The organism is Massilia atriviolacea, from assembly GCF_003953935.1.
In the GTDB taxonomy this organism is placed as follows: domain Bacteria; phylum Pseudomonadota; class Gammaproteobacteria; order Burkholderiales; family Burkholderiaceae_D; genus Telluria_A; species Telluria_A atriviolacea.
Window position 1 is genome coordinate 53763 of record NZ_RXLQ01000002.1, and the last position, 18224, is coordinate 71986.

General features: G+C 66.1%; 18 protein-coding genes. 7 read left to right on the forward strand and 11 right to left on the reverse strand.

Annotation, left to right across the window (positions count from 1 at the left end; translation table 11 throughout):
* The first annotated feature begins 41 nt into the window (after nucleotides 1-41).
* Nucleotides 42-410, forward strand: coding sequence for a hypothetical protein (locus EJB06_RS03305; RefSeq protein ID WP_126072588.1), 369 nt, complete (start codon nucleotides 42-44; stop codon nucleotides 408-410).
* A 394-nt stretch (nucleotides 411-804) separates the two neighbouring features.
* On the opposite strand, the gene EJB06_RS03310 is transcribed toward EJB06_RS03305, so the two are convergent.
* A complete protein-coding gene (locus EJB06_RS03310; protein WP_126072589.1) occupies nucleotides 805-1770 on the reverse strand; it encodes an SRPBCC family protein in 966 nt (321 codons plus the stop codon).
* Nucleotides 1767-2471, reverse strand: coding sequence for a phosphoribosyltransferase (locus tag EJB06_RS03315; RefSeq protein WP_126072590.1), 705 nt, complete (start codon nucleotides 2469-2471; stop codon nucleotides 1767-1769). Before EJB06_RS03315 ends, EJB06_RS03310 begins: the two co-directional genes overlap by 4 nt.
* Before the next feature lie 202 nt (nucleotides 2472-2673).
* Between EJB06_RS03315 and EJB06_RS03320 the strand changes: the two genes are divergently transcribed.
* Nucleotides 2674-3255, forward strand: a complete 582-nt coding sequence (locus EJB06_RS03320) for an HdeD family acid-resistance protein (protein WP_126072591.1) — start codon at nucleotides 2674-2676, stop codon at nucleotides 3253-3255.
* Between the two features lie 17 nt (nucleotides 3256-3272).
* Here the strand turns inward: EJB06_RS03320 and fghA are convergent, their stop codons facing one another.
* The 4 genes from fghA to EJB06_RS03340 form a co-directional block, all read right to left on the reverse strand.
* Nucleotides 3273-4112: an S-formylglutathione hydrolase gene (gene fghA / locus EJB06_RS03325; protein WP_126072592.1), complete on the reverse strand. Its 840-nt coding sequence runs from the start codon at nucleotides 4110-4112 to the stop codon at nucleotides 3273-3275.
* Nucleotides 4113-4445: 333 nt separating this feature from the next.
* The gene (locus EJB06_RS03330) at nucleotides 4446-5039 is read right to left on the reverse strand and encodes a chromate transporter (protein WP_126072593.1); all 594 of its coding nucleotides are present in this window, start codon (nucleotides 5037-5039) and stop codon (nucleotides 4446-4448) included.
* Nucleotides 5036-5611: a chromate transporter gene (locus EJB06_RS03335; RefSeq protein ID WP_126072594.1), complete on the reverse strand. Its 576-nt coding sequence runs from the start codon at nucleotides 5609-5611 to the stop codon at nucleotides 5036-5038. The genes EJB06_RS03330 and EJB06_RS03335 overlap by 4 nt, the downstream gene beginning before the upstream one ends.
* A 41-nt stretch (nucleotides 5612-5652) precedes the next feature.
* Nucleotides 5653-5844 carry a hypothetical protein gene (locus EJB06_RS03340; protein ID WP_126072595.1) on the reverse strand — a complete coding sequence of 64 codons (192 nt, stop codon included), beginning with the start codon at nucleotides 5842-5844 and terminating at the stop codon, nucleotides 5653-5655.
* A 243-nt stretch (nucleotides 5845-6087) separates the two neighbouring features.
* On the opposite strand from EJB06_RS03340, the gene EJB06_RS03345 reads away from it, so the two are divergent.
* Complete coding sequence (locus tag EJB06_RS03345) at nucleotides 6088-6315, forward strand: hypothetical protein (RefSeq protein ID WP_229426912.1); 228 nt, start codon at nucleotides 6088-6090, stop codon at nucleotides 6313-6315.
* Between the two features lie 478 nt (nucleotides 6316-6793).
* Nucleotides 6794-8893 carry an ATP-dependent helicase gene (locus tag EJB06_RS03350; protein WP_126072596.1) on the forward strand — a complete coding sequence of 700 codons (2100 nt, stop codon included), beginning with the start codon at nucleotides 6794-6796 and terminating at the stop codon, nucleotides 8891-8893.
* Nucleotides 8894-8899: 6 nt separating this feature from the next.
* On the opposite strand, the gene EJB06_RS03355 is transcribed toward EJB06_RS03350, so the two are convergent.
* The 3 genes from EJB06_RS03355 to EJB06_RS03365 form a co-directional block, all read right to left on the reverse strand.
* Nucleotides 8900-9802 carry a PAS domain-containing protein gene (locus EJB06_RS03355; RefSeq protein WP_126072597.1) on the reverse strand — a complete coding sequence of 301 codons (903 nt, stop codon included), beginning with the start codon at nucleotides 9800-9802 and terminating at the stop codon, nucleotides 8900-8902.
* Nucleotides 9803-10078: 276 nt separating this feature from the next.
* Nucleotides 10079-10690, reverse strand: a complete 612-nt coding sequence (locus EJB06_RS03360) for a hydrolase (RefSeq protein ID WP_126072598.1) — start codon at nucleotides 10688-10690, stop codon at nucleotides 10079-10081.
* A 70-nt stretch (nucleotides 10691-10760) separates the two neighbouring features.
* Nucleotides 10761-11960, reverse strand: coding sequence for an MFS transporter (locus tag EJB06_RS03365; protein ID WP_126072599.1), 1200 nt, complete (start codon nucleotides 11958-11960; stop codon nucleotides 10761-10763).
* Nucleotides 11961-12058: 98 nt separating this feature from the next.
* On the opposite strand from EJB06_RS03365, the gene EJB06_RS03370 reads away from it, so the two are divergent.
* On the forward strand, nucleotides 12059-12985 hold the full coding sequence (locus EJB06_RS03370; protein WP_126072600.1) for a LysR substrate-binding domain-containing protein: 927 nt from the start codon (nucleotides 12059-12061) through the stop codon (nucleotides 12983-12985).
* A gap of 115 nt (nucleotides 12986-13100) precedes the next feature.
* Nucleotides 13101-13388, forward strand: a complete 288-nt coding sequence (locus EJB06_RS03375; protein WP_126072601.1) for a hypothetical protein — start codon at nucleotides 13101-13103, stop codon at nucleotides 13386-13388.
* Here the strand turns inward: EJB06_RS03375 and EJB06_RS03380 are convergent.
* The gene (locus EJB06_RS03380; protein WP_126072602.1) at nucleotides 13367-16414 is read right to left on the reverse strand and encodes a bifunctional diguanylate cyclase/phosphodiesterase; all 3048 of its coding nucleotides are present in this window, start codon (nucleotides 16412-16414) and stop codon (nucleotides 13367-13369) included. The two genes, EJB06_RS03375 and EJB06_RS03380, sit on opposite strands and share 22 nt — an antisense overlap.
* A gap of 204 nt (nucleotides 16415-16618) precedes the next feature.
* Here EJB06_RS03380 and EJB06_RS03385 point away from each other — a divergent pair, with 204 nt between their 5' ends.
* The gene (locus EJB06_RS03385) at nucleotides 16619-17593 is read left to right on the forward strand and encodes a sulfurtransferase (RefSeq protein ID WP_229426913.1); all 975 of its coding nucleotides are present in this window, start codon (nucleotides 16619-16621) and stop codon (nucleotides 17591-17593) included.
* Here EJB06_RS03385 and EJB06_RS03390 read toward each other — a convergent pair.
* Entirely contained in the window at nucleotides 17514-18197 is a 684-nt protein-coding gene (locus EJB06_RS03390; protein WP_126072603.1) for a YceI family protein, read from the reverse strand. The genes EJB06_RS03385 and EJB06_RS03390 overlap by 80 nt on opposite strands.
* Nucleotides 18198-18224: the final 27 nt, after the last annotated feature.

Consider the following 18224-nt stretch of genomic DNA (forward strand, 5'->3'; position numbering starts at 1 on the left):
ATGTCCAATCTCGATCCACATCTGTGACAAGGGGAAGTGCCATGAACAACCATGCTGTACTGGGCGTGTTCGACGATGTCGACGAGGCCGAACTGGCACGCGCCGCCTTGCTGTCCGACGGCTTCGATGCCGCTGCGCTGGAACTCAAGGTGCATAACGATGAAGCGGGGCCGGTGCAAGGCAACTTTTACGTCGGCAACACCCCCAGCGAAAGCGAGCAGCACGTATACGACCCCAATTACGCCAAGCCGGTCCAGCGCGCGCAATGCATGCTGGTGGTCGATGCCGGCGACGCCGCCACGGCGGCGCGCGCGTCCGCCATCCTGGCCGGCTTCGGCGCGCGCGATCCCGATCGACTGTCGGCTGCCGGACCCGCCACGCCACATCGGCCCGGCGCTGCCGCGCAATAAGCGGCGTCCCGATTAAAGGCGGCGACACGCACATGGACCTGTGTGCCACAGCGCTCGACGTCCCAGACGTACAAGCCGCCAGCGCGCGCCATGCGCTGGTCGATGCAGTTGCGCCCCATCAGATCCTGCGGCGTCTGCGGGACGGGGTGGACGGCGAAATACGCCGGCGAGGCCGCCACCCCCATGCGACGCCGGCGATCGTGGTCGGCCATCCCATGGGGCGGTCAACGAGCAAAGCGCGATCCTGTTGCGGCCAAACTGGCCGAGCAGGGATTTGTCACGCCGATTCCCTTCGATGCATTGACGGCTTTCTTCCGCAACCGCCTGAACGGGCGGGCAGCCCGATGCCGGCCTCGCCGGCCCGGCGCCGTATACGATCTGCCGGACGGCAGCGCTAGGCGAGCGGCGGCCTGTCACCCGACTGCGCGGCCGCGCGCGGCGTCGATGTTCCTTCCAGCAGGTTTTTCATGCGCCCGAGGTCCTCTTCCAGCGCGCGTTCGGGGTCGCCGCCGAACAGCGTGGCGACCGCCTTGCCCAGCGCTCCCGCCGGCGGCCGGTACGACAGCCGGACCGTGGCCAGCGTGCCGCCGCCCGACGCTTCGAACTGCACCGATGCGGCTTGTTCGACTTCCGCGCCGGGCAGGCTGTGCCAGGCCAGGCGGCGCGGCCGCAGCTGTTCGGTCAACACCGTATCGAAGCCGACCTCGCTGCCAGCAGGCCCCTTGACCAGCCAGTGCGAGCGCCGGTTGCCGAGCTCGCGCACCTCGAGCACGTTGGCCATGAAACGCGGAAAATTGTCGTAGCTGGCCCACAGCTCGTACACCTGCTCGGGCGGGACGTCGATCCGGACGCATCGCTCGATCGTCACCAGGCCGCTGCGGGTTTGCCCACGCGCCAGGCCGGGCGGGGCGCCGCTACGCATCGCCCGCATCAGCAGCGCCGCGCCCGCCAGGCCCATGACCATGGCAAGCGGCATGCGCCGACCCGGCATGGCGCCATTGCGCATCGCCGACGGCCACCAGGATCGGCCGACGAGGGAGCGGCGGCGCTCGTCCGGGCCCGTCATTGCGGTTCCCGCTTGCGCCTGCCGGCGCCCGCCATCGGGACTTCCCGCGCCAGCGGCGCTTGCCATGTCGCCGGCGCGCTCCGCAAGCTTGGCGTGCGCGCGCGCGCCGACCTTGCGCACGACTTTGTCGAGCACATCGCCGCCCTGGCGCCCGAGCTGGCGCAGCCTGGTGCCGGACAGGGCCCGTCGCGGCGCGCCCCGGTCCGGGTCCATCATGTACATGGCGAGCGCGCCGAGCGCGGCCCCGCCCAGCCAGATGCCGAGATGAAGATCGTGTTGCGACCTCTGTTTCATGGTTGCCTCCGTTCGCTTGCGTTGGTGGATGCCAGCTGCGCGCGCGCCTGGTCGCGCCAGGCGATGGCCAGCAGGTCTTGAACTTCCTCGTCGCCGGTCTGGCCGAATTCGCGGTACCAGCGGCCGACCGCGCCGAAGTCGCGCGGCCGCTGCGGGCAGACCAGTTCGTCGACCTCGGGCGCCAGTGCGGCGCAGCTGTCGGGCGCGCCGACCGGCACCGCGACCACGATGCGCGCCGCCCTGCGCGCCCGCGCCGCCCGTGCCGCCGCGCACATGGTGGCACCCGTGGCCAGGCCGTCGTCGACCAGGATGACGGTCCGGCCCGCCAGTTCCGGTTCCGGACGTGCGCCACGGTACTGGCGCGCCCGCCGCGCGATGTCGCGCAGTTCGCGTTCGCAGGCGGCGTCGATGTGCGCCGGGTCGATGCGGTGCGCGCGGATCGCGGCGGTATTGAGCACGCGGATGCCGCCGCTGGCGACCGCGCCCATCGCATATTCTTCATGCCCGGGCAAGCCGAGCTTGCGAACCAGCAGCACATCGAGCGCGAGACCGAGGGCGCGGGCGATGGCGAAGCCGACCGGGACCCCGCCGCGCGGCAGGGCCAGGACCAGTGCGTCCTCGCGCGCGGCGTAGTGGGCCAGTTCCAGCGATAGGAGCTTGCCGGCCTGCATGCGGTTTTTGAAGGGGCGAAAGCGAGCCATCCTCCTTCGACAGCGAAACGCCGTGTCGGTTGCACGAATCCGTAGCAAAGATGACGATGCTGGTCGACGGGCACGGCGCTCGTCGGCCTGACGACCCTTGCCGGCACTTTTTATGGCGCACGTTTGATCTGGCGCAGGGTGGACGTTTTTGAGGGATCGAAAGCGCGCCTGCGCTGTCTGATTCAGCAGGAGGGAAGATGCCATGAACGACACCTTGCTAAGGAACTGGTGGCTGCTCGTTGCGCGCGGCGCCATCGCGATTGTGTTCGGCGTGCTCGCCATCGCGTGGCCGGCCGTCACGCTGCTGACGCTGACGGCCCTGTTCGCCGCGTTCACGCTGCTGGGCGGTGCGGTCTGGATCGTCGGCGCCATCAAATACCGTGGCATGGACCGGCACTGGTGGATGCCGATGCTGCTTGGCATCGTCAGCGTGGCGGTCGGCGTGCTGGCCACCTTCAATCCGGCCATTACCTTGCTGACGCTGATCCTCCTGATGGGCGCCAATGCCGTGGTCAGCGGCGTGCTGGACATCGTCATTGCCGTCCGCGTGCGCAAGCTCATCCGTGGCGAATGGCTGTTGCTGCTCAGTGGGCTGGTGTCGATCGTGTTCGGCCTGATCGTCCTGCTGTTTCCGCTCGGCGCAGGCGCTGTCATGCTGGCCACCCTGATCGGGGTGTATGCGATCTTGACCGGTGTTCTGCTGCTGTGCCTGGCCGTCCGCGTTCGCAGCTGGTCGCGCAGCGCCGGTGCGGGGCGCGCTAGCCCCGCGGCGGGGACAGGCTAGCGCCCCCGTTGCCGTGCTCAGCCCAATTGCGCCCGATGGAAGCGCAGGTGGTCTTCCATGAAGGTGGAAATGAAGTAGTAGCCGTGGTCGTAGCCTTCATGCCGACGCAGTTCGAGCGGCTGGCGGGCCTTGGCGCAGGCCGCTTCAAAGGCTTCCGGATGGAGCTGCTGTTCCAGGAACTTGTCGGCCAGGCCCTGGTCGATCAGGATGCCGCCGGGGAAGGGCGCTTCCATCTCCAGCATCAGTTCGCTGGCGTCGTATTGTTTCCAGCTGTCGCGGTCGGCGCCGAGATAGCCGCCGAAGGCTTTTTCCCCCCACGGGCAGCGGGTGGGGGCGGCAATCGGTGCAAAGGCCGATACCGAGCGGAACAGGTCCGGGCGTTTCAGGGCGGTGACCAGCGCGCCGTGGCCGCCCATCGAGTGCCCGAAAATACCGACCTTGGCCGGGTTGACGGGCAGCTCGGCCACTACCAGCGCATGCAGTTCGAGCAGGTAGCTGAACATGCGGTAATGCTTGCTCCACGGGGCTTCGGTGGCGTCCAGGTAGAAGCCGGCGCCGGCGCCGAAGTCCCATGCATCGGTTTCGCCGGCAATGCTGGCGCCGCGCGGGCTGGTGTCCGGGCCGATCAGGATCAGTCCTTCGCGGGCCGCCGCGCGCTGGGCCCCGGCCTTGGTCGCAAAGGTCTCTTCGGTGCAGGTCAGGCCGGCCAGGTAGAACAGGGCGGGCAGCTTCTGGCCGTCGGGCACGGTCGGGATGAAGGCGGAAAAACGCATCGGCAGGCCGATCGCGGTCGAGGCATGGCGGTAAAAGCGCTGTACGCCGCCGAAACAGGCGTGTTCTGATAAAAGTTCGAGCATCGGTCCGTCCAAGTGGTGAATGATGGCGCAAGTATGCCTTGTCGCAGCCAAGTTTGCCGCTCCGGCGGCTACCTCAGTGTGCAGACATGATTGTGATTTTCAGCGAACGGAAGCGGATGCCTTGCAAGGCGCCGCTGCTGGAAGCTGGAAATTGCAAGAATTTATGCGCACTGACCTGGCATCCTGAGTCGGAAATGCGTTGATGATGCGCTGTGGCGACATCGTACCGGGACAGGGAGCACAGCGCAGACCGGCCGAGGCCTGGCGAGCATGTGTGAGGCAGTCTCGGTGCGATTGTCGTCATATTTATTCAAGGAATTTCCGGCTCGGGACCTAGACCAGTTGCAGCCAGCCGAGCAGCGCGCCGCCGGCCAGTATCCACAGCAAGTGCAGCCTGGTGCGCCAGATCAGCAGCCCGCTCGCGATGGCCAGCAGCCACAGCGGCCAGTCGGTGGCGAAGCGCTGGCTGGCGCTGCCGAGGATCCAGCTGGTCGACAGCAACAGGGCGATGACCACCGGCGCCATGCCTTGCTTGAAGGCGCGCACGGCCCGCAACTCGCGGTTGCGGTGGCCCCATTGCGCCGCGAAGTAAGTCAGCACGGTCGAGGGCAGCAAAATCCCGAACATGGTCACCGCCACCCCCAGCAGGGCCGCGCCGGTGCTGCCGGCATTCATGCCGACCTGCCAGCCCATCAGGGCGACGAACAGCACGTTCGGTCCCGGCGCGGCCTGGGCCAGCGCGATGGCGTTGTTGAACTGCGCCTGGCTCAACCAGTGGTGCTGTTCGACCAGGTAGCGCTGCATTTCCGAGGTGGTCGAGATGGCCCCGCCGACCGACATCAGGGAAAGCATCAGGTAATGTCCGAACAGGCTGAGCCAGTCACTCCAGCTGAGTACGATTTGCGGCGGGATGTCGGCAGGGTTCATGAACGGATCCGGCGGTAGGTGAGGAAGCAGGCCAATCCCCCGACGCCGAACAGGACATATACCAGCGGCACGCGCACCAGCGCCACCAGCACGAAGCCTGTCGCGCACAGGGCCCAGCACCACAGTTGCGGCATGGGATTTTTGGACAGCGCCAGCGACAGCTTCAGGCCGGTGGCGCCGATCATGCCGGCCGACACTGCCGCCATGCCGCGCAAGGCGCCGGCCACGCCCGGATGGTCAATGAAGCGCGCATGTGCCAGCGCCAGCAGCAGTACCAGCAGCAGCGGCAGGGCCAGCATGCCGGCCAGCGCCGACAGCGCGCCAGCCAGGCCGAAATAGCGCCCGCCGATCATCATCGACAGGTTGACGACGTTCGGCCCCGGCAGGATCTGGGCCACGGCCCAGTCTTCCAGGAATTCTTCATGGGTCAGCCATTGCTTGCGCTCAACAATTTCACGCTGGACGACCGCGAGCACGCCGCCGAAACCTTGCAGCGCCAGCAGGGTGAAGGAAACGAACAGGTCGGTCAGCGATTGCGGGCGCGGGCGCTCCGGGTGGGAGGGGGCGGTCATGCAATATTATCGCGCCGCCCTGGGCTCCTGTCCACGCGAGCTCAGCCGCCCCCGATGCCGCGCATCACGCGGCCGCTGCCGCCGCACTCGGGGCAGGCGCTGCCGTCGCCCAGCTTGCCCTTGCCGCTGCAGGCCGCGCAGATGTCTTCGCCAGCGCCGGGCGTGCCGGGTCTGGCGTCGTCGCCGGGGTTGAGCGGAGTGTCGGTGGCGATGGTGTCGGTCGGAATAGTCATGATGGCCTCGGCAAGGGTGGTGGGCGCGCGGCGGCGCACACCGTCATTCTGGCGTCGGCGGCGCCACGCCGGCGCCGCGTTGCCGCTCACTAAAATGGCGCGATCCAAGCTATGCCCGACGCATATTTTTTGCCGATTCGATGGAAGCTTGACATTGACTTTGATGTTTATTGATGGATACTCGTTAGGCAATCTGGGTTCCCGTTCCGACATTCTTGCAATCCCTTGTAAGGAAATCACAACATGAATCGACAGCAACACCATGACAGCGGCGGTCTCGCCCTGGCCGATCCCGCTTATCAACGCCAGGACCTGCGCCAGCGCGACATCGTCAACCATGCCATCTCGGTCCAGGAAAGCAGCAATACCATGGCGGCCATCGAGTACCTGAAATCGCGCGATATTCCTCCCGACGTGATCGCACGGGTGTTGCTGGAACCACAGCGCCGGCGCGGTGCACTCCCCCATTGAGCGCGGCGGGACGGTTGCGCGTCCCTCGCAGGCGCGCGTGCGATGCGGTATGCATATCAGAATGTCATCGAATCGACCGGCCCGCACTGCATGCGCAACAGGCGGTTATGCACAAAAAAATCTTGTAGGAAATTTCCTATTATTTTTTTAGCGCCTTCCCCATTGACTTTGTAAGTGCTTGATTTATATAGACATAATTTCTGCCTCACGAATGAGCATTTTGTTGAAACCCGCATCGTTACACGCTTGCGGACTGTCAAGGGGGGATTATCCACAAAGTTATCCACAGCGTTTGTGGATATCCCAAAAAGACCTTTAGAAACGGCTACTTAGCGCGCATAAGCCGATATGGACCAGCGCTTCGAGCGCGCGCGCAGGCACGGGACCGCCGACCCGCCGGCCGAGGCGCGGGGTTTTCACTTGCGTAATCATACTGTATAAATGTACAGTCATGTCAACTCCAGTTCGAATGTCCGATATGACCGCAGCTTTTCACGCCGACGCCCCCGCCGACGCCGTCGACGATCCCTTCGCCAGCCTCAACCCCGCGCAGCGCGCCGCCGTCGAGCACGACATCGGCGCGGCCCCGGCCGACGTCCGGCCCCTGCTGGTGATCGCCGGCGCCGGTTCCGGCAAGACCAATACCCTGGCGCACCGCGTGGCGCGCCTGATCATGAGCGGCGCCGACCCGCAGCGCATCCTGCTGCTCACCTTTTCGCGCCGCGCCGCCAACGAGATGACGCAGCGCGCCGGCAATGTGCTGCAGCGGATCATGGGCCTGCGCGGCGGCCAGGCCCCGGCCCTGCCCTGGGCCGGCACCTTTCACAGCATCGGCGCGCGCCTGCTGCGCGAGTACGCCGGCCGCATCGGCCTGGACGAGTCCTTCACCATCCACGACCGGGGCGATTCGGAAGACCTGATGGGCATGGTGCGCCACGAGATCGGCCTGACCCAGACCCAGAAACGCTTCCCCCTGAAGGGCACCTGCCTGGCCATCTATTCGCGCGCGGTCAACAGCCGCGATCCGCTGGCGCTGGTGCTCCAGAGTACCTTTCCGTGGTGCAGCGAGTGGGAAGCCGAGCTGAAGACCCTGTTCGGGGCCTACGTGGACGCCAAGCAAGAACAGAACGTCCTCGATTACGACGATCTTCTGCTGTTCTGGGCCGAGATGGCGGCCGATCCGGAACTCGGCGCACACATCGGCAGCCTGTTCGACCATGTGCTGGTGGACGAGTACCAGGACACCAACCGCCTGCAGGCCGCCATCCTGATGGGCATGAAGCCGGGCGGGGAGGGCGTGATGGTGGTCGGCGACGACGCCCAGTCGATTTATTCCTTCCGTGGCGCGACGGTGCGCAATATTCTCGATTTCCCCAAGCAATTCGCGCGCGAAGCGCACATCGTCACGCTCGAGCGCAACTACCGCTCGACCCAGCCGATCCTGGACGCGTCCAACGCCGTGATCGGCGCCGCGCTGGAACGCCACGCCAAGACCTTATGGACCGACAAGGTCTCGACCGTGCTGCCGCAACTGGTGCTCATTCCCGACGAGGCCGAGCAGGCGCGCTGGGTCTGCAATCGCATCCTGGAGCACCGCGAAACCGGCATGGCGCTGAAGGCCCAGGCCGTGCTGTTCCGGGCCGCCAGCCACAGCGCCGCGCTGGAGCTCGAACTCATGCGCCGCAACATTCCTTTCGTCAAATTCGGCGGACTCAAGTTCCTCGAAGCGTCGCATATCAAGGATGTGCTGGCGGTGCTGCGCTTCGCCCAGAATCCCAGCGGCAGGGTGGCCGGTTTCCGCGTCTTGCAGCTGGTGCCCGGCATCGGCGCCGCCACCGCCACCCGCTTGCTCGATGCGGTCGCCGAGGCTGCCGAGCCGCTGCGCGCGGTCGAGCAGTTTGCCGCGCCCGCCAGGAGCGGCGGCGACTGGCAGCAGTTCGTCGACCTGTTTCGCGCCCTGCGTTCGCCAGGGTTGCGCTGGCCGGCCGATATCGCGCTGGCCACGAACTGGTACCTGCCGCACCTTGAACGCCTGCATGACGACGCCCAGGTGCGCGCGGCCGACGTGGAACAGTTGGCGCGCCTCGCATCCGGCCATGGCTCGCGCGAAACGTTCCTGGCCGAGATCACCCTCGATCCGCCCGAAGCGACCAGCGACCGCGCCGGGCCGCCCCTGCTGGACGAGGATTACCTGATTCTCTCGACCATCCATTCCTCCAAGGGGCAGGAGTGGAAGTCGGTGCACGTGCTCAATGTGGTGGACGGTTGCATCCCGTCGGATATGAGCACCGGCAATTCGGACGATATCGAGGAGGAACGCCGCCTGCTGTACGTGGCCATGACGCGCGCCAGGGAGCATTTGCACCTGGTGGTGCCGAACCGCTTCTTCATCAAGCAGCAGGCGCAGATGGGCGACCGGCATGTGTACGCGGCGCGCTCGCGCTTCATTAGCCCGGCCATGCTCAAGCATTTCGAGGAATCGGTGTGGATGACGGCCGACACCGCGCAAAGCAGGAAGCCGATGCCCGACAGCGTGCGCATGCTGGTGCGCGAACGCGCCCGCAATGCCTGGAAGTAAGCGCCTTTACGCCGGGCAAGCCTCCAGCACGGTCGCCACCGCCACGTATTCGTAGGGGGCGCCGCCGGCTTCGCTCAGGGCCTGCACGGCGCAACGCAAGTGCAGGGGGCTGCCGTCGCCGGCCTGGGTGTGGATGTCGCCCGACCACTCGCCATCGCATGCCAGCGCCTGCACGATCTGGCTCGCCAGCGGCGCGGGCAGGGGAGCGGCCTGTAACGCCTGGAGCGCGCGTCCGACGAGCTGCTCGCGCGTCTTGCCGCTCAGCGCGCACAGGCGCGCGCTCACATCGCGGATGCGCCCTTGCGGATCGAGCTTGAGCACCAGGGCTTGCTGTCCGACCAGTTCCTGCACCCGGCGCGCCTCGGCCAGTTCGGCCGCCAGGGCGGCCCGGTCGGCTGCGGCCGCCTGCAGGCCCGCATACGCGCGCAGAGACGCGATGACGGTCGTGAACAGCTTGCGCGTGGTCAGGTCGGCCTTGGACCAGAAGTCGTTGATGTCGTAGTCGCAGATGATGCTGTGTTCCAGCGCCTGGCCCGGCTGGCCGGTGCGCAGCACGATGCGCACCAGCTCGTTGTGCAGTTCGGAGCGGACCCGATGCGCCACCTGCAAGCCGGCATCCGGCGTTTCCATGATGACGTCGAGCAGCACCAGGGCGATATCGGGCGTGGCGCGCAGCGTGTCGAGCGCTTCCTTGCCGCTGTAGGCGTGCAGGAAGCTCAGGCGGCGGCCCTGGAATTGGGTGTTACTGAGTGCGAACTTGGTGACCACGTGGACGTCCACATCATCATCCACGATCAGGATGCGCCAGGGCGGCTGTTCCTGCGCCGGCGACCCCATCGGCTCGGACGGGTCGTCGTCCTCGATGAACAGGTCGCCGTTCTTGGGATCGTCGGAAGCGGAAGCGGACATGACCCCACACTATGCCAGCGGGCGCGCTTTGTCAAAGACCGCACGACTTATCCCCTGTTTTGCCGGTTTGTAGGAATTTGCCGAACGGACAGTTTGTGACAAGCGCATGCCAAGTTTCAAGTGACTGATTTCATTGGCTATTTTTTCTGCCTTCAGAACGGGCATTTTGTAGAAACCCGCATGAATCCGGGCTTTACGGGGTGCCGGAGAGCGCTTATCCACAATGTTATCCACACTTCTTGTGGATATCTGCAAAAAGCCTGATAAATCCGTGGCTTAGGCCTGGGCTGGCGGGGTGCTGCCGGCGCCGCGCCCGGCTTTCCTGCGCGGCGGCGACTGCGCCAGGTGTTTCAATTCCTCGAAGCGGTCGAGGAACAGCGTGTAGGCGCGCTCCGGCCCGATCGGAACGATCTTGCCAGCATGGGGCGCAGGCAGGTGGCCCCAGTCGATCCAGGCGGCTGGCAGCAGGTCGCGCAGTTCGGTGGCCATGCAGACCAGATCGGCTTCCTTGACGGCCGCCACGTCGTCGTTGAAGCCGAAGCGCTGCCTTAAGGCATGTTTGATCGGATGGACCCGCTCCTTCACGTACTCGCGGCCCAGCATGACCTTGACGGGCGACGGCCAGTCGCCGAGGAACTCTTCGCAGTCGTGCATCAGCGCGGCATACGCCAGCTCGGGCGCCACCAGATAGGAACTCATGACGCAGTGTTCCGCCACCGAATACCAGGGCCTGGCGGCGCCGCCCCAGCGCGGTTGCGAGGCCAGGCACAAGGCGATGTCGGTGATCGGCAGCCCGCTCGCGTCGGGCGCGATCAGGTCCAGCACGAAGCCTGAGGGCAGCAGGATTGCCGTGCGTCCATCCGGCTTGTTGAGTAAGTCGAATTGCATGATTGCGCTGTTCGCGACGAGAGTGGGTACGCCTGCAGTGTACTGTTTTTGCCCGAAGCGCGGCGTTTCGTCAGGGTGCCGCAGCGAAGCGATGGCGCGCCATCGCCAGCGCCAGCATGATCGCCAGCACGGCAATCCCGGCGCCGAGGTAGCTCAGCGACGACAGGCCGAACTGGGCAATCGCGGCGCCGCCGGCAATCGCGCCGAGTCCGGTGCCGGCGTTCGCGGCCGAAATATTCATGCTGGCCGCCAGCGCTTGCGCCGACGCGCCGGCTTTCATCACGCGCACCTGGCAGATCGGAAACAGCGCGGTGTAGGCCAGTCCCCACACGGCCAGCGCCAGGGCCAGCCAGCCATGGCGATTCACCGCCAGCAGGGTCGCGAGCATGGCGCCGACCAGGAGCAGCAGGCATACCACTGTCGCACCGAGCGGATGGCGATCGACCACGCGCCCGCCGATCCCGTTGCCGACCATGCCGACCGCGCCGAAACCCATCAGCCACCAGCCGACCTGGGCTGCGGGAATGCCGGCCAGCCGTTCGAGCATGTCGGCCAGGTAAGTGTAGGCCGTGAACATGGCGGTAAACACCAGCACCGACAGGGCGACGTGCGCCAGGAAGCGGCGGTCGCCGACGATGGCGCCCTGTTTCTCGCCGGCCCTGGTGACTGGCGCCGGCAAGGCGGGCATGAAGGCCTGGATCATGCACGCCATGAGCACCGATAGCCCTGCCAGGATCCAGAATGTGTTGCGCCAGCCAAAGGACTCGGCCGCCAGCGTGCCCAGCGGAATGCCGAACACCAGCGCGGCGGAGATGCCCAGGTAGACCTTGGCCACGGCGCGGCCCGCATGCCTGGGGCCGGCCAACTGGCCCGCCGTTTCGCTGGCGGTGCCCCAGAACACCGGCAGCATCAGGGCCGGGATGAAGCGCGCCAGCGCCAGCACCCAGATGTCGGCCGACACGGCGGCCAGCGCGTTCGAGGCGCCGAACACCAGCAGGATCGCCACGAACAAGCCCTTGCGGCCGACGTGCGCCAGGCGCGCCGTGAGGAAAGGGCCGAACAGCATCACCGTGAAGGCGAACAGGGTCACCAGTTGGCCGGCAGCCGAAATGGAAATCCGCAAGTCCTGCGCCAGCGCCGGCAGCAGGCCGAGGATCAGGTACTCGGTGGTGACGATGACGAAGGCTGCCACCGCCATGATGGCAATCTGCAGGCCGGAACGCGGATTGTCCAGCACGGCTGCGCCCGCCGTGAGTGTCGATGTGTGCATGTCTTGTCTGCAAAGGAAGTAGGCCGACAGTGTATTGGCGAATCGCTTTCGCATTGATGGTAAGATTTACCATCATTCATGAATCAAATTCACCAGGCATGTTTTCGTCCGAGCGCCTCAAGGGGATCGACGTGTTTGTCAGCGTCGTCGAGCGCGGCAGTTTCGCCTCGGCGGCCCTCCGCCTCAACCTGAGCAGCTCTGCTGTCAGCAAAAGCATTGCGCGGCTGGAAAGCCGGCTGGGCACGCGCCTGTTCACCCGCACCACGCGGCGCCTGGCCCTGACCGACGCCGGCACTGTCTTTTACCAGACCTGCCTGCGCGTCCTGGCCGACCTGGAAGAGGCCGAAACCCTGATCGGCGCCGAGCTTGCGCAACCGACCGGCCGCGTGCGCATCGACCTGCCGGCCTCGTACGGACGGCTGCACGCCTTGCCGCTTCTCCTGCAATCGCTGGCCGGACACGACTTGCTGCTGCCGCATATTTCCTTTTCCGACCATTTCATCGACCTGGTCGAGGAACGGGTCGACATCGTGGTGCGCATCGGTGGTCCGAACGTATGGCCGGCGGCCCTGGGCCGGCGCTATCTGGGATCGGAGCGCCTGGTGTTCTGCGCCGCGCCAGCCTATCTGGCGCGCAAGGGCGTACCGCTGACCGACGCCGAGCTCGACCAGCACGATCGGGTGGTCTACGGCCGCGCGGACGGGCTGGTCAATTCCTGGCTGTTCGCGGTCAGCGAGCAGGGCGCGATGGAACAGCGCTTCATGCAAGGGCGCATTGCCGTGGGCGATGGGGAAGGGCAGACCGCCGCCGTCCTGGCCGGCCTGGGCATCGCCCAGCTGCCCACCTGGCTGGTCAGGCAGCATATCGAACGCGGCTTGCTGGTCGAGGTCTTGCCGCAGCTGGCGACCGACGGCTTGCCGATGAACGTGGTGTGGCGCAAGGCGCGCCAGCATCTTCCCAAAGTAAAACTGTTACTCGATGTATTGGGCAGCGCGCTGACGCCTGCCGGCGCGGTGTTGGCGTAGCGCCGCTGTTGATGGCCGTCACTGAAAACAGCCGTTGCGCTGGCACTTCTGTTGTCATTCCATTACTGTGACTGCGGCAACTAATTCGCCGTCCCCCTCACTCCGGAGAATCAGCATGGAAACAAACGATATGGCCTTAACGATGTTCCTCATGTCCATGTTCGGGATGTACATGATGTACCTGAAGCAGGATGAACAGAACCGCAAGCTCACCCGCCTGGAAAACATGCTCAGCACGGTACCGGGCGCCGGCGATGGCTACAAGGACATCCATCCCCGCGTCAGGGCCAAAATCCATGCCGGGGAAATCAGCGGCGCCATCATCCTGCACCGCACCATCGAAGCCATTTCCTTTGCGGAAGCCGATGCGGCGATCCGAAGCTATATGGCGCGCCAGGATTGATCCGGACGCGCCTCATCCGCACCGAGCAGGGCGGCAAACTCCTCCGCCGCCACCGGCCGGCTGAAGAAATAGCCCTGCACCTCATCGCAACCCGCGCCATCGAGATAATCGAGCTGTTCGCGGGTTTCGACCCCTTCCGCCACCACCGTGATACCAAGGCCATGCGCCAGCGCAATCGTGGCCTTGGCAATCGCCGCGCTTTTCGCATCGTCGGTAATATTGCGCACGAAACTCTGGTCGATTTTTAACTTATCCAGCGCAAACCGGCTCAGGTAGCTGAGCGAGGAATAGCCGGTGCCGAAGTCGTCCAGCGCCACCGCCACGCCCATCCCGCGCAGCTCGGCGATCTGGGCCATTGCCAGTTCCGCTTCCTGCATCAGCACGCTCTCGGTCAGTTCGATGGCCAGGTAGCGCGCCTGCATCCCGCTTGCCCGCAAGGCACTCTGGACGATGGACGGCAGGGTGCCGGCCGTGATCTGGTGCGCCGAGACATTCACCGCCACCGGCAGCGCGCGCAGCCCCGCGTCCTGCCACGCCTTGTTCTGCGCGCAGGCGGTGCGGATCACCCATTCGCCGATCTCGACGATCAAGCCCGAATCTTCCGCCAGCGGAATGAATTCGGCCGGCGATACCATGCCCAGCTCGGCGCTGTGCCAGCGGATCAGCGCTTCCGCGCCGCACACCCGCTTGTCGGCCAGCCGCAGCTGGGGCTGGTAGAACAGCGAAAATTCGGACCGGCCGAGCGCGCTGCGCAAACGGTGCTCGAGCGCCATCCAGTGCAGTGCGCGCGTGTTCATTTCAGCCGTGAAATAGCGGAAACTGTTGCGGCCGCTGTTCTTGACGTGCGACAGCGCCGTGTCCGCGTTCCGGATCAGGTCGCCCGGGTTGACCCCATCGAGCGGATACAGCGCAATCCCCACGCTGGCCGTGACCACCACCTCGTGCCCCAGCAACTGGCAGGGCGCGGCCACGGCGTCGAGCATTTGCTGGGCGGCGGCATTAATGTCGTCGTTGTCGTCCACGTGCGACAGCACCATGACGAACTCGTCGCTGCCGATGCGGGCCAGGGTGTCGCCCGGATGCAGGCGTGCCAGCAGGCGCTGGGCCATTTCGCGCAGCAACAGGTCGCCGGCATCATGGCCGATGCTGTCGTTGACGCGCTGTAAGCGGTCGATATTGAGCAGCAGCACGGCGATCGCGCGCTGGCCCTGGTGCGCCGCCTCGATCGCCTGTTCCATGCGGTCGTTCAGCAGCGAGCGGTTCGGCAGGCGCGTCAGCGGATCGTGGTTGACCATGAATTGCAGCTGCTCGTTGGCTTCCGTGATATCGCTCAGGTCGGTGAACACGCCCACGTAACCGGCCGTGCCGTGCTCCGCGCTGGACACCGCGCTGATTGTCAGCCACTCGGGAAAGACGTCGCCATTCTTGCGCCGGTTCCAGATTTCCCCGCGCCAATGACCATCGCGGGCCACCGTTTCCCAGAGTTGCCGATAGAAATCCATATCGTGCAGGTTCGAGCGCAGCATGCGGATATTGCGTCCCAGCACATCCACCTCGCTGTACTGGGTGATGCGTTCGAACGCCGCGTTCACCGCCACGATATTGCTGGCCGCGTCGGTAACGACGATGCCGTCGCGCGTGCAGGCGAACACGCGCGCGGCCAGTTCCAGTTTGTCGTCGGCCTGGCGGCGCTCTGTGACATCCTGCAAGGTGCCCATCAGGGCGGTGACGTTGCCGGCCGCATCGTGCACCCCCGTGCTGCGCGAATGAAAGTAGCGCAAGGGTCCGAGCGCGGGATTGCTGCGCAGCTCGCCCGACCAGTTCATGCCATGCTGCACCGCCGATGCCACCAGGTGGCGGTCGTCCGGATGGATTTTTTGCAGGAAGACATCGAGCGCGGGCGGTTGTTCCGCCAGCGGCAGTCCCAGCAGCCGGTACATCTGCTGCGACCACTGCCCGCTGCGGCTCACCAGGTCCAGGCGCCAGCTGCCGATCAGCGCCAGTTGCTGGGCCGCCCGCAGCGCCTCGTCGCTGTTGAGCAGCGCCTGGTTCAGGCCATATCGCTTGTGCAACTCGCGCATCGCCCAGGTGCTCATGCCCGCGAGCACCACCAGGAAAGCCAGCGACACGCCGATGTAGGCGCCGGCCATGCCGTACCAGTCGGCCAGCAGTTCGTCTTCGCCCAGGCCGACCACCACCACCAGCGGGCGTCCGCTGATGCGCTGGTAAAAATACAGGCGGCGGATCCGGTCGATGCTGCTGTCGGCGATGTAGCTGCCGGCCTCGGCAGTCGCGCCGCCCTCGTGGAAATTCGGGAAGAAGGTCAGGCGCTTGCCTTCGGCCGTGGTGGCGGCCGGCATGCGCAGCATGAGCACGCCGTCGGTGCGCACCAGGGCCACCACCCCATCCTTGCCGACCTTGACCGAATCGTAGAAGCGGCGCAGGTATTTCGGTTCCAGGGCGGCCACGATCACCCCGCCAAAACTGCCGTCGGGACGGGTGATGCGGCGGCTGAAACTGATGAACGGCACGCCCAGCTTGCTGATGATCGGGCCCTCGATGTGCATGCCGTAGGTGGGCTGGTCGCTGTGGATGCGGAAATACGCGCGGTCCGACAGGTTGTAGCTACCTGGCAATTTCTGACTGTCGTGAATCATATTGCCGTCGGCATCGAGCAGCCAGATGGCGCGGATGAAGGGCAGGTTGGTGATGCTACTGTCGAGCAATTCCTCAACCAGGCGCTTGCGCTCCGCCGGCCCGTGCGGCGCCATCTGCACCGCCTTGATGGTCGTCTGCATGGCCAGGTCGACCGCGAAGATGCTGTCGACCGCCTGTTCCTCCAGTACCTTGACAAGGATGCGCGCGCTGTTGCTTTTTTGTGTGATGACGTTGTCGCGTGCATGGACCAGCTCGAACACGAGATTGGCGACGATGCCGACGAAGATCAGCCCGGCAAAACCGAGCACCAGCAGGGTGACCCCGCGCTCGCCGCGACTGGCGGTACGAAGGGCAAGAAAGGGGTTCATGGAAGTGCACCTTGATCGATTGTGCAGGCCTTCACCGCGCCCGCCATGGCATTCTGGACCCTGTTTTCATGTCTGTTATATCAGAACGCGCATGAGTAATAAAGCAGGAATTGTTGTACTCGATGAAACTGTTGGCGCATGGTTCCGGCGCATGGCGGACGCGACCATTTAAAATAGCGGGTTTGCGTTTTGAAAAGTCCGCCCGTGAATGCCCGATCGCCCCTTTGCCAGCCGCTGTCCGCCGTCCCTGCCGGGCCGGCCCGCGCGCGCGCGCTGGTCGCGCCGGCCGAGCTGGAGGAGCTGGTGCGCGATCCGGCCGTGCGCCTGCTGGAGGTGGGCTGCGCGGGCCTGCCCGCCTTCGAACAGGGCCACATCGCCGGCGCCGGCTACCTCGACACGCGCGAACTGGAAGCGCCGCCGCTGTTCAACAAGGTCGGCGATGCGGCCCTGCTGCGGGTGCTGCTCGCGCACGGCATCCGGCACGACACCACCGTCGTCGTCTACAGCCGCAACCCGCTGGCGGCCGCGCGCGCGGCGCACCTGATGCTGTATGCCGGCGTGGGCGATGTGCGCATGCTCGATGGCGCCCTGGCGGCATGGAGCGCGGCCGGCCTGGCGCTGGTCGCGGGCGCGCCCGCCGTGGCGGCGCCGGCGCGCGCGTTCGGCGCGCCGTTCCCCGGCCGGCCCGATTACCTGACCGATATGGCGCAGGCGCGCGCCCTGCTGGCGCGCTCCGACGCCGCCCTGGTCAGCATCCGCACCTGGAGCGAGTATTCCGGCGCCACCTCGGGCTACAGCTACATCGACGCGCGCGGCGAGATTCCCGGCGCGCTGTGGGGCCACGCCGGGCACGAGGGCGACGTGAACAGCATGAGCCACTTTCAGCACGCCGACGGACGCATGCTCGATGGCGCCGCGATCGAGGCGCTGTGGCGCGCCGGCGGCATTCGCCGCAGCGCCCATAACGCCTTTTACTGCGGCACCGGCTGGCGCGCCTCGCTGGCCTTCTTTTATGCCTGGCTGATGGGCTGGGAGCGCATCAGCGTGTACGACGGCGGCTGGTACGAATGGAGCGCCGACCCGGCCAACCCGGTCGCCATTAACGCTGCGGAAAAGGCGCCGCCACGATGCGGAACGCCAGTTCCATCGGGTCCTGTACCGTCAGCGCGCCGCCCATGACCGACATCGGCGTGATGCCGAAATCGCTCTGGTTCAGGGTAAACGCGCCGCTGGCGGTCAGGCCGGCGGCGCTGCGCTCGATGGTGGCCGGCACGTCGAGCGTGCGCGACACGCCGTGCAGCTTGACCGTCAGGCGCAAGATATCGGCCCTGTCGCCGGCGCGTTCGGCGTGCAGTTCCACCAGCGGATAGCGCTCCGCCTCCAGCACCCTTGTAAGCATATTGGTGCGGGTGCCGGCGATGGCATCGGCGTCGGGCTGCGTGGTCAGCCCGGCCTTGGTGCGCAGGTCGGTCTCGTCGACCGTCATCTGGTCGAGCCGGAAGCGGAAGTCGGCGCGGCCGGCGTCTGGCGCGACGAAGCCTTCGACACTGCGGCTGGCGACCACGTGGTCGTGTCCCATGCGCGCAAACGTGCCGCCGCGCCGCACCGTCACGGTAATGAGCGAGTGCGCCGGATCGATGCGCAGCACCGGCTGGGTGCGCGCGGCGTCCTGGTACCAGCTGAAGGCGGGCGTGGTGGGCGTCGGCGCCGGCGGCGGTGTGGGCGTGCTGGCGCAGCCGGCGACGAGCAGCAGCAGCGGGAGGTAGGTTCGGATCGGTTTCATGGGCTCGATTGTGGCACGATTGTCGGA

What these genes read in the sequence shown, in the direction of transcription:
- EJB06_RS03305 (WP_126072588.1), top strand. Translation starts at nt 42, where the DNA reads ATGAACAACCATGCTGTACTGGGCGTGTTCGACGATGTCGACGAGGCC.
- EJB06_RS03310 (WP_126072589.1), bottom strand. Translation starts at nt 1,770, where the DNA reads ATGAAACAGAGGTCGCAACACGATCTTCATCTCGGCATCTGGCTGGGC.
- EJB06_RS03315 (WP_126072590.1), bottom strand. Translation starts at nt 2,471, where the DNA reads ATGGCTCGCTTTCGCCCCTTCAAAAACCGCATGCAGGCCGGCAAGCTC.
- EJB06_RS03320 (WP_126072591.1), top strand. Translation starts at nt 2,674, where the DNA reads ATGAACGACACCTTGCTAAGGAACTGGTGGCTGCTCGTTGCGCGCGGC.
- fghA (WP_126072592.1), bottom strand. Translation starts at nt 4,112, where the DNA reads ATGCTCGAACTTTTATCAGAACACGCCTGTTTCGGCGGCGTACAGCGC.
- EJB06_RS03330 (WP_126072593.1), bottom strand. Translation starts at nt 5,039, where the DNA reads ATGAACCCTGCCGACATCCCGCCGCAAATCGTACTCAGCTGGAGTGAC.
- EJB06_RS03335 (WP_126072594.1), bottom strand. Translation starts at nt 5,611, where the DNA reads ATGACCGCCCCCTCCCACCCGGAGCGCCCGCGCCCGCAATCGCTGACC.
- EJB06_RS03340 (WP_126072595.1), bottom strand. Translation starts at nt 5,844, where the DNA reads ATGACTATTCCGACCGACACCATCGCCACCGACACTCCGCTCAACCCC.
- EJB06_RS03345 (WP_229426912.1), top strand. Translation starts at nt 6,088, where the DNA reads ATGAATCGACAGCAACACCATGACAGCGGCGGTCTCGCCCTGGCCGAT.
- EJB06_RS03350 (WP_126072596.1), top strand. Translation starts at nt 6,794, where the DNA reads ATGACCGCAGCTTTTCACGCCGACGCCCCCGCCGACGCCGTCGACGAT.
- EJB06_RS03355 (WP_126072597.1), bottom strand. Translation starts at nt 9,802, where the DNA reads ATGTCCGCTTCCGCTTCCGACGATCCCAAGAACGGCGACCTGTTCATC.
- EJB06_RS03360 (WP_126072598.1), bottom strand. Translation starts at nt 10,690, where the DNA reads ATGCAATTCGACTTACTCAACAAGCCGGATGGACGCACGGCAATCCTG.
- EJB06_RS03365 (WP_126072599.1), bottom strand. Translation starts at nt 11,960, where the DNA reads ATGCACACATCGACACTCACGGCGGGCGCAGCCGTGCTGGACAATCCG.
- EJB06_RS03370 (WP_126072600.1), top strand. Translation starts at nt 12,059, where the DNA reads ATGTTTTCGTCCGAGCGCCTCAAGGGGATCGACGTGTTTGTCAGCGTC.
- EJB06_RS03375 (WP_126072601.1), top strand. Translation starts at nt 13,101, where the DNA reads ATGGAAACAAACGATATGGCCTTAACGATGTTCCTCATGTCCATGTTC.
- EJB06_RS03380 (WP_126072602.1), bottom strand. Translation starts at nt 16,414, where the DNA reads ATGAACCCCTTTCTTGCCCTTCGTACCGCCAGTCGCGGCGAGCGCGGG.
- EJB06_RS03390 (WP_126072603.1), bottom strand. Translation starts at nt 18,197, where the DNA reads ATGAAACCGATCCGAACCTACCTCCCGCTGCTGCTGCTCGTCGCCGGC.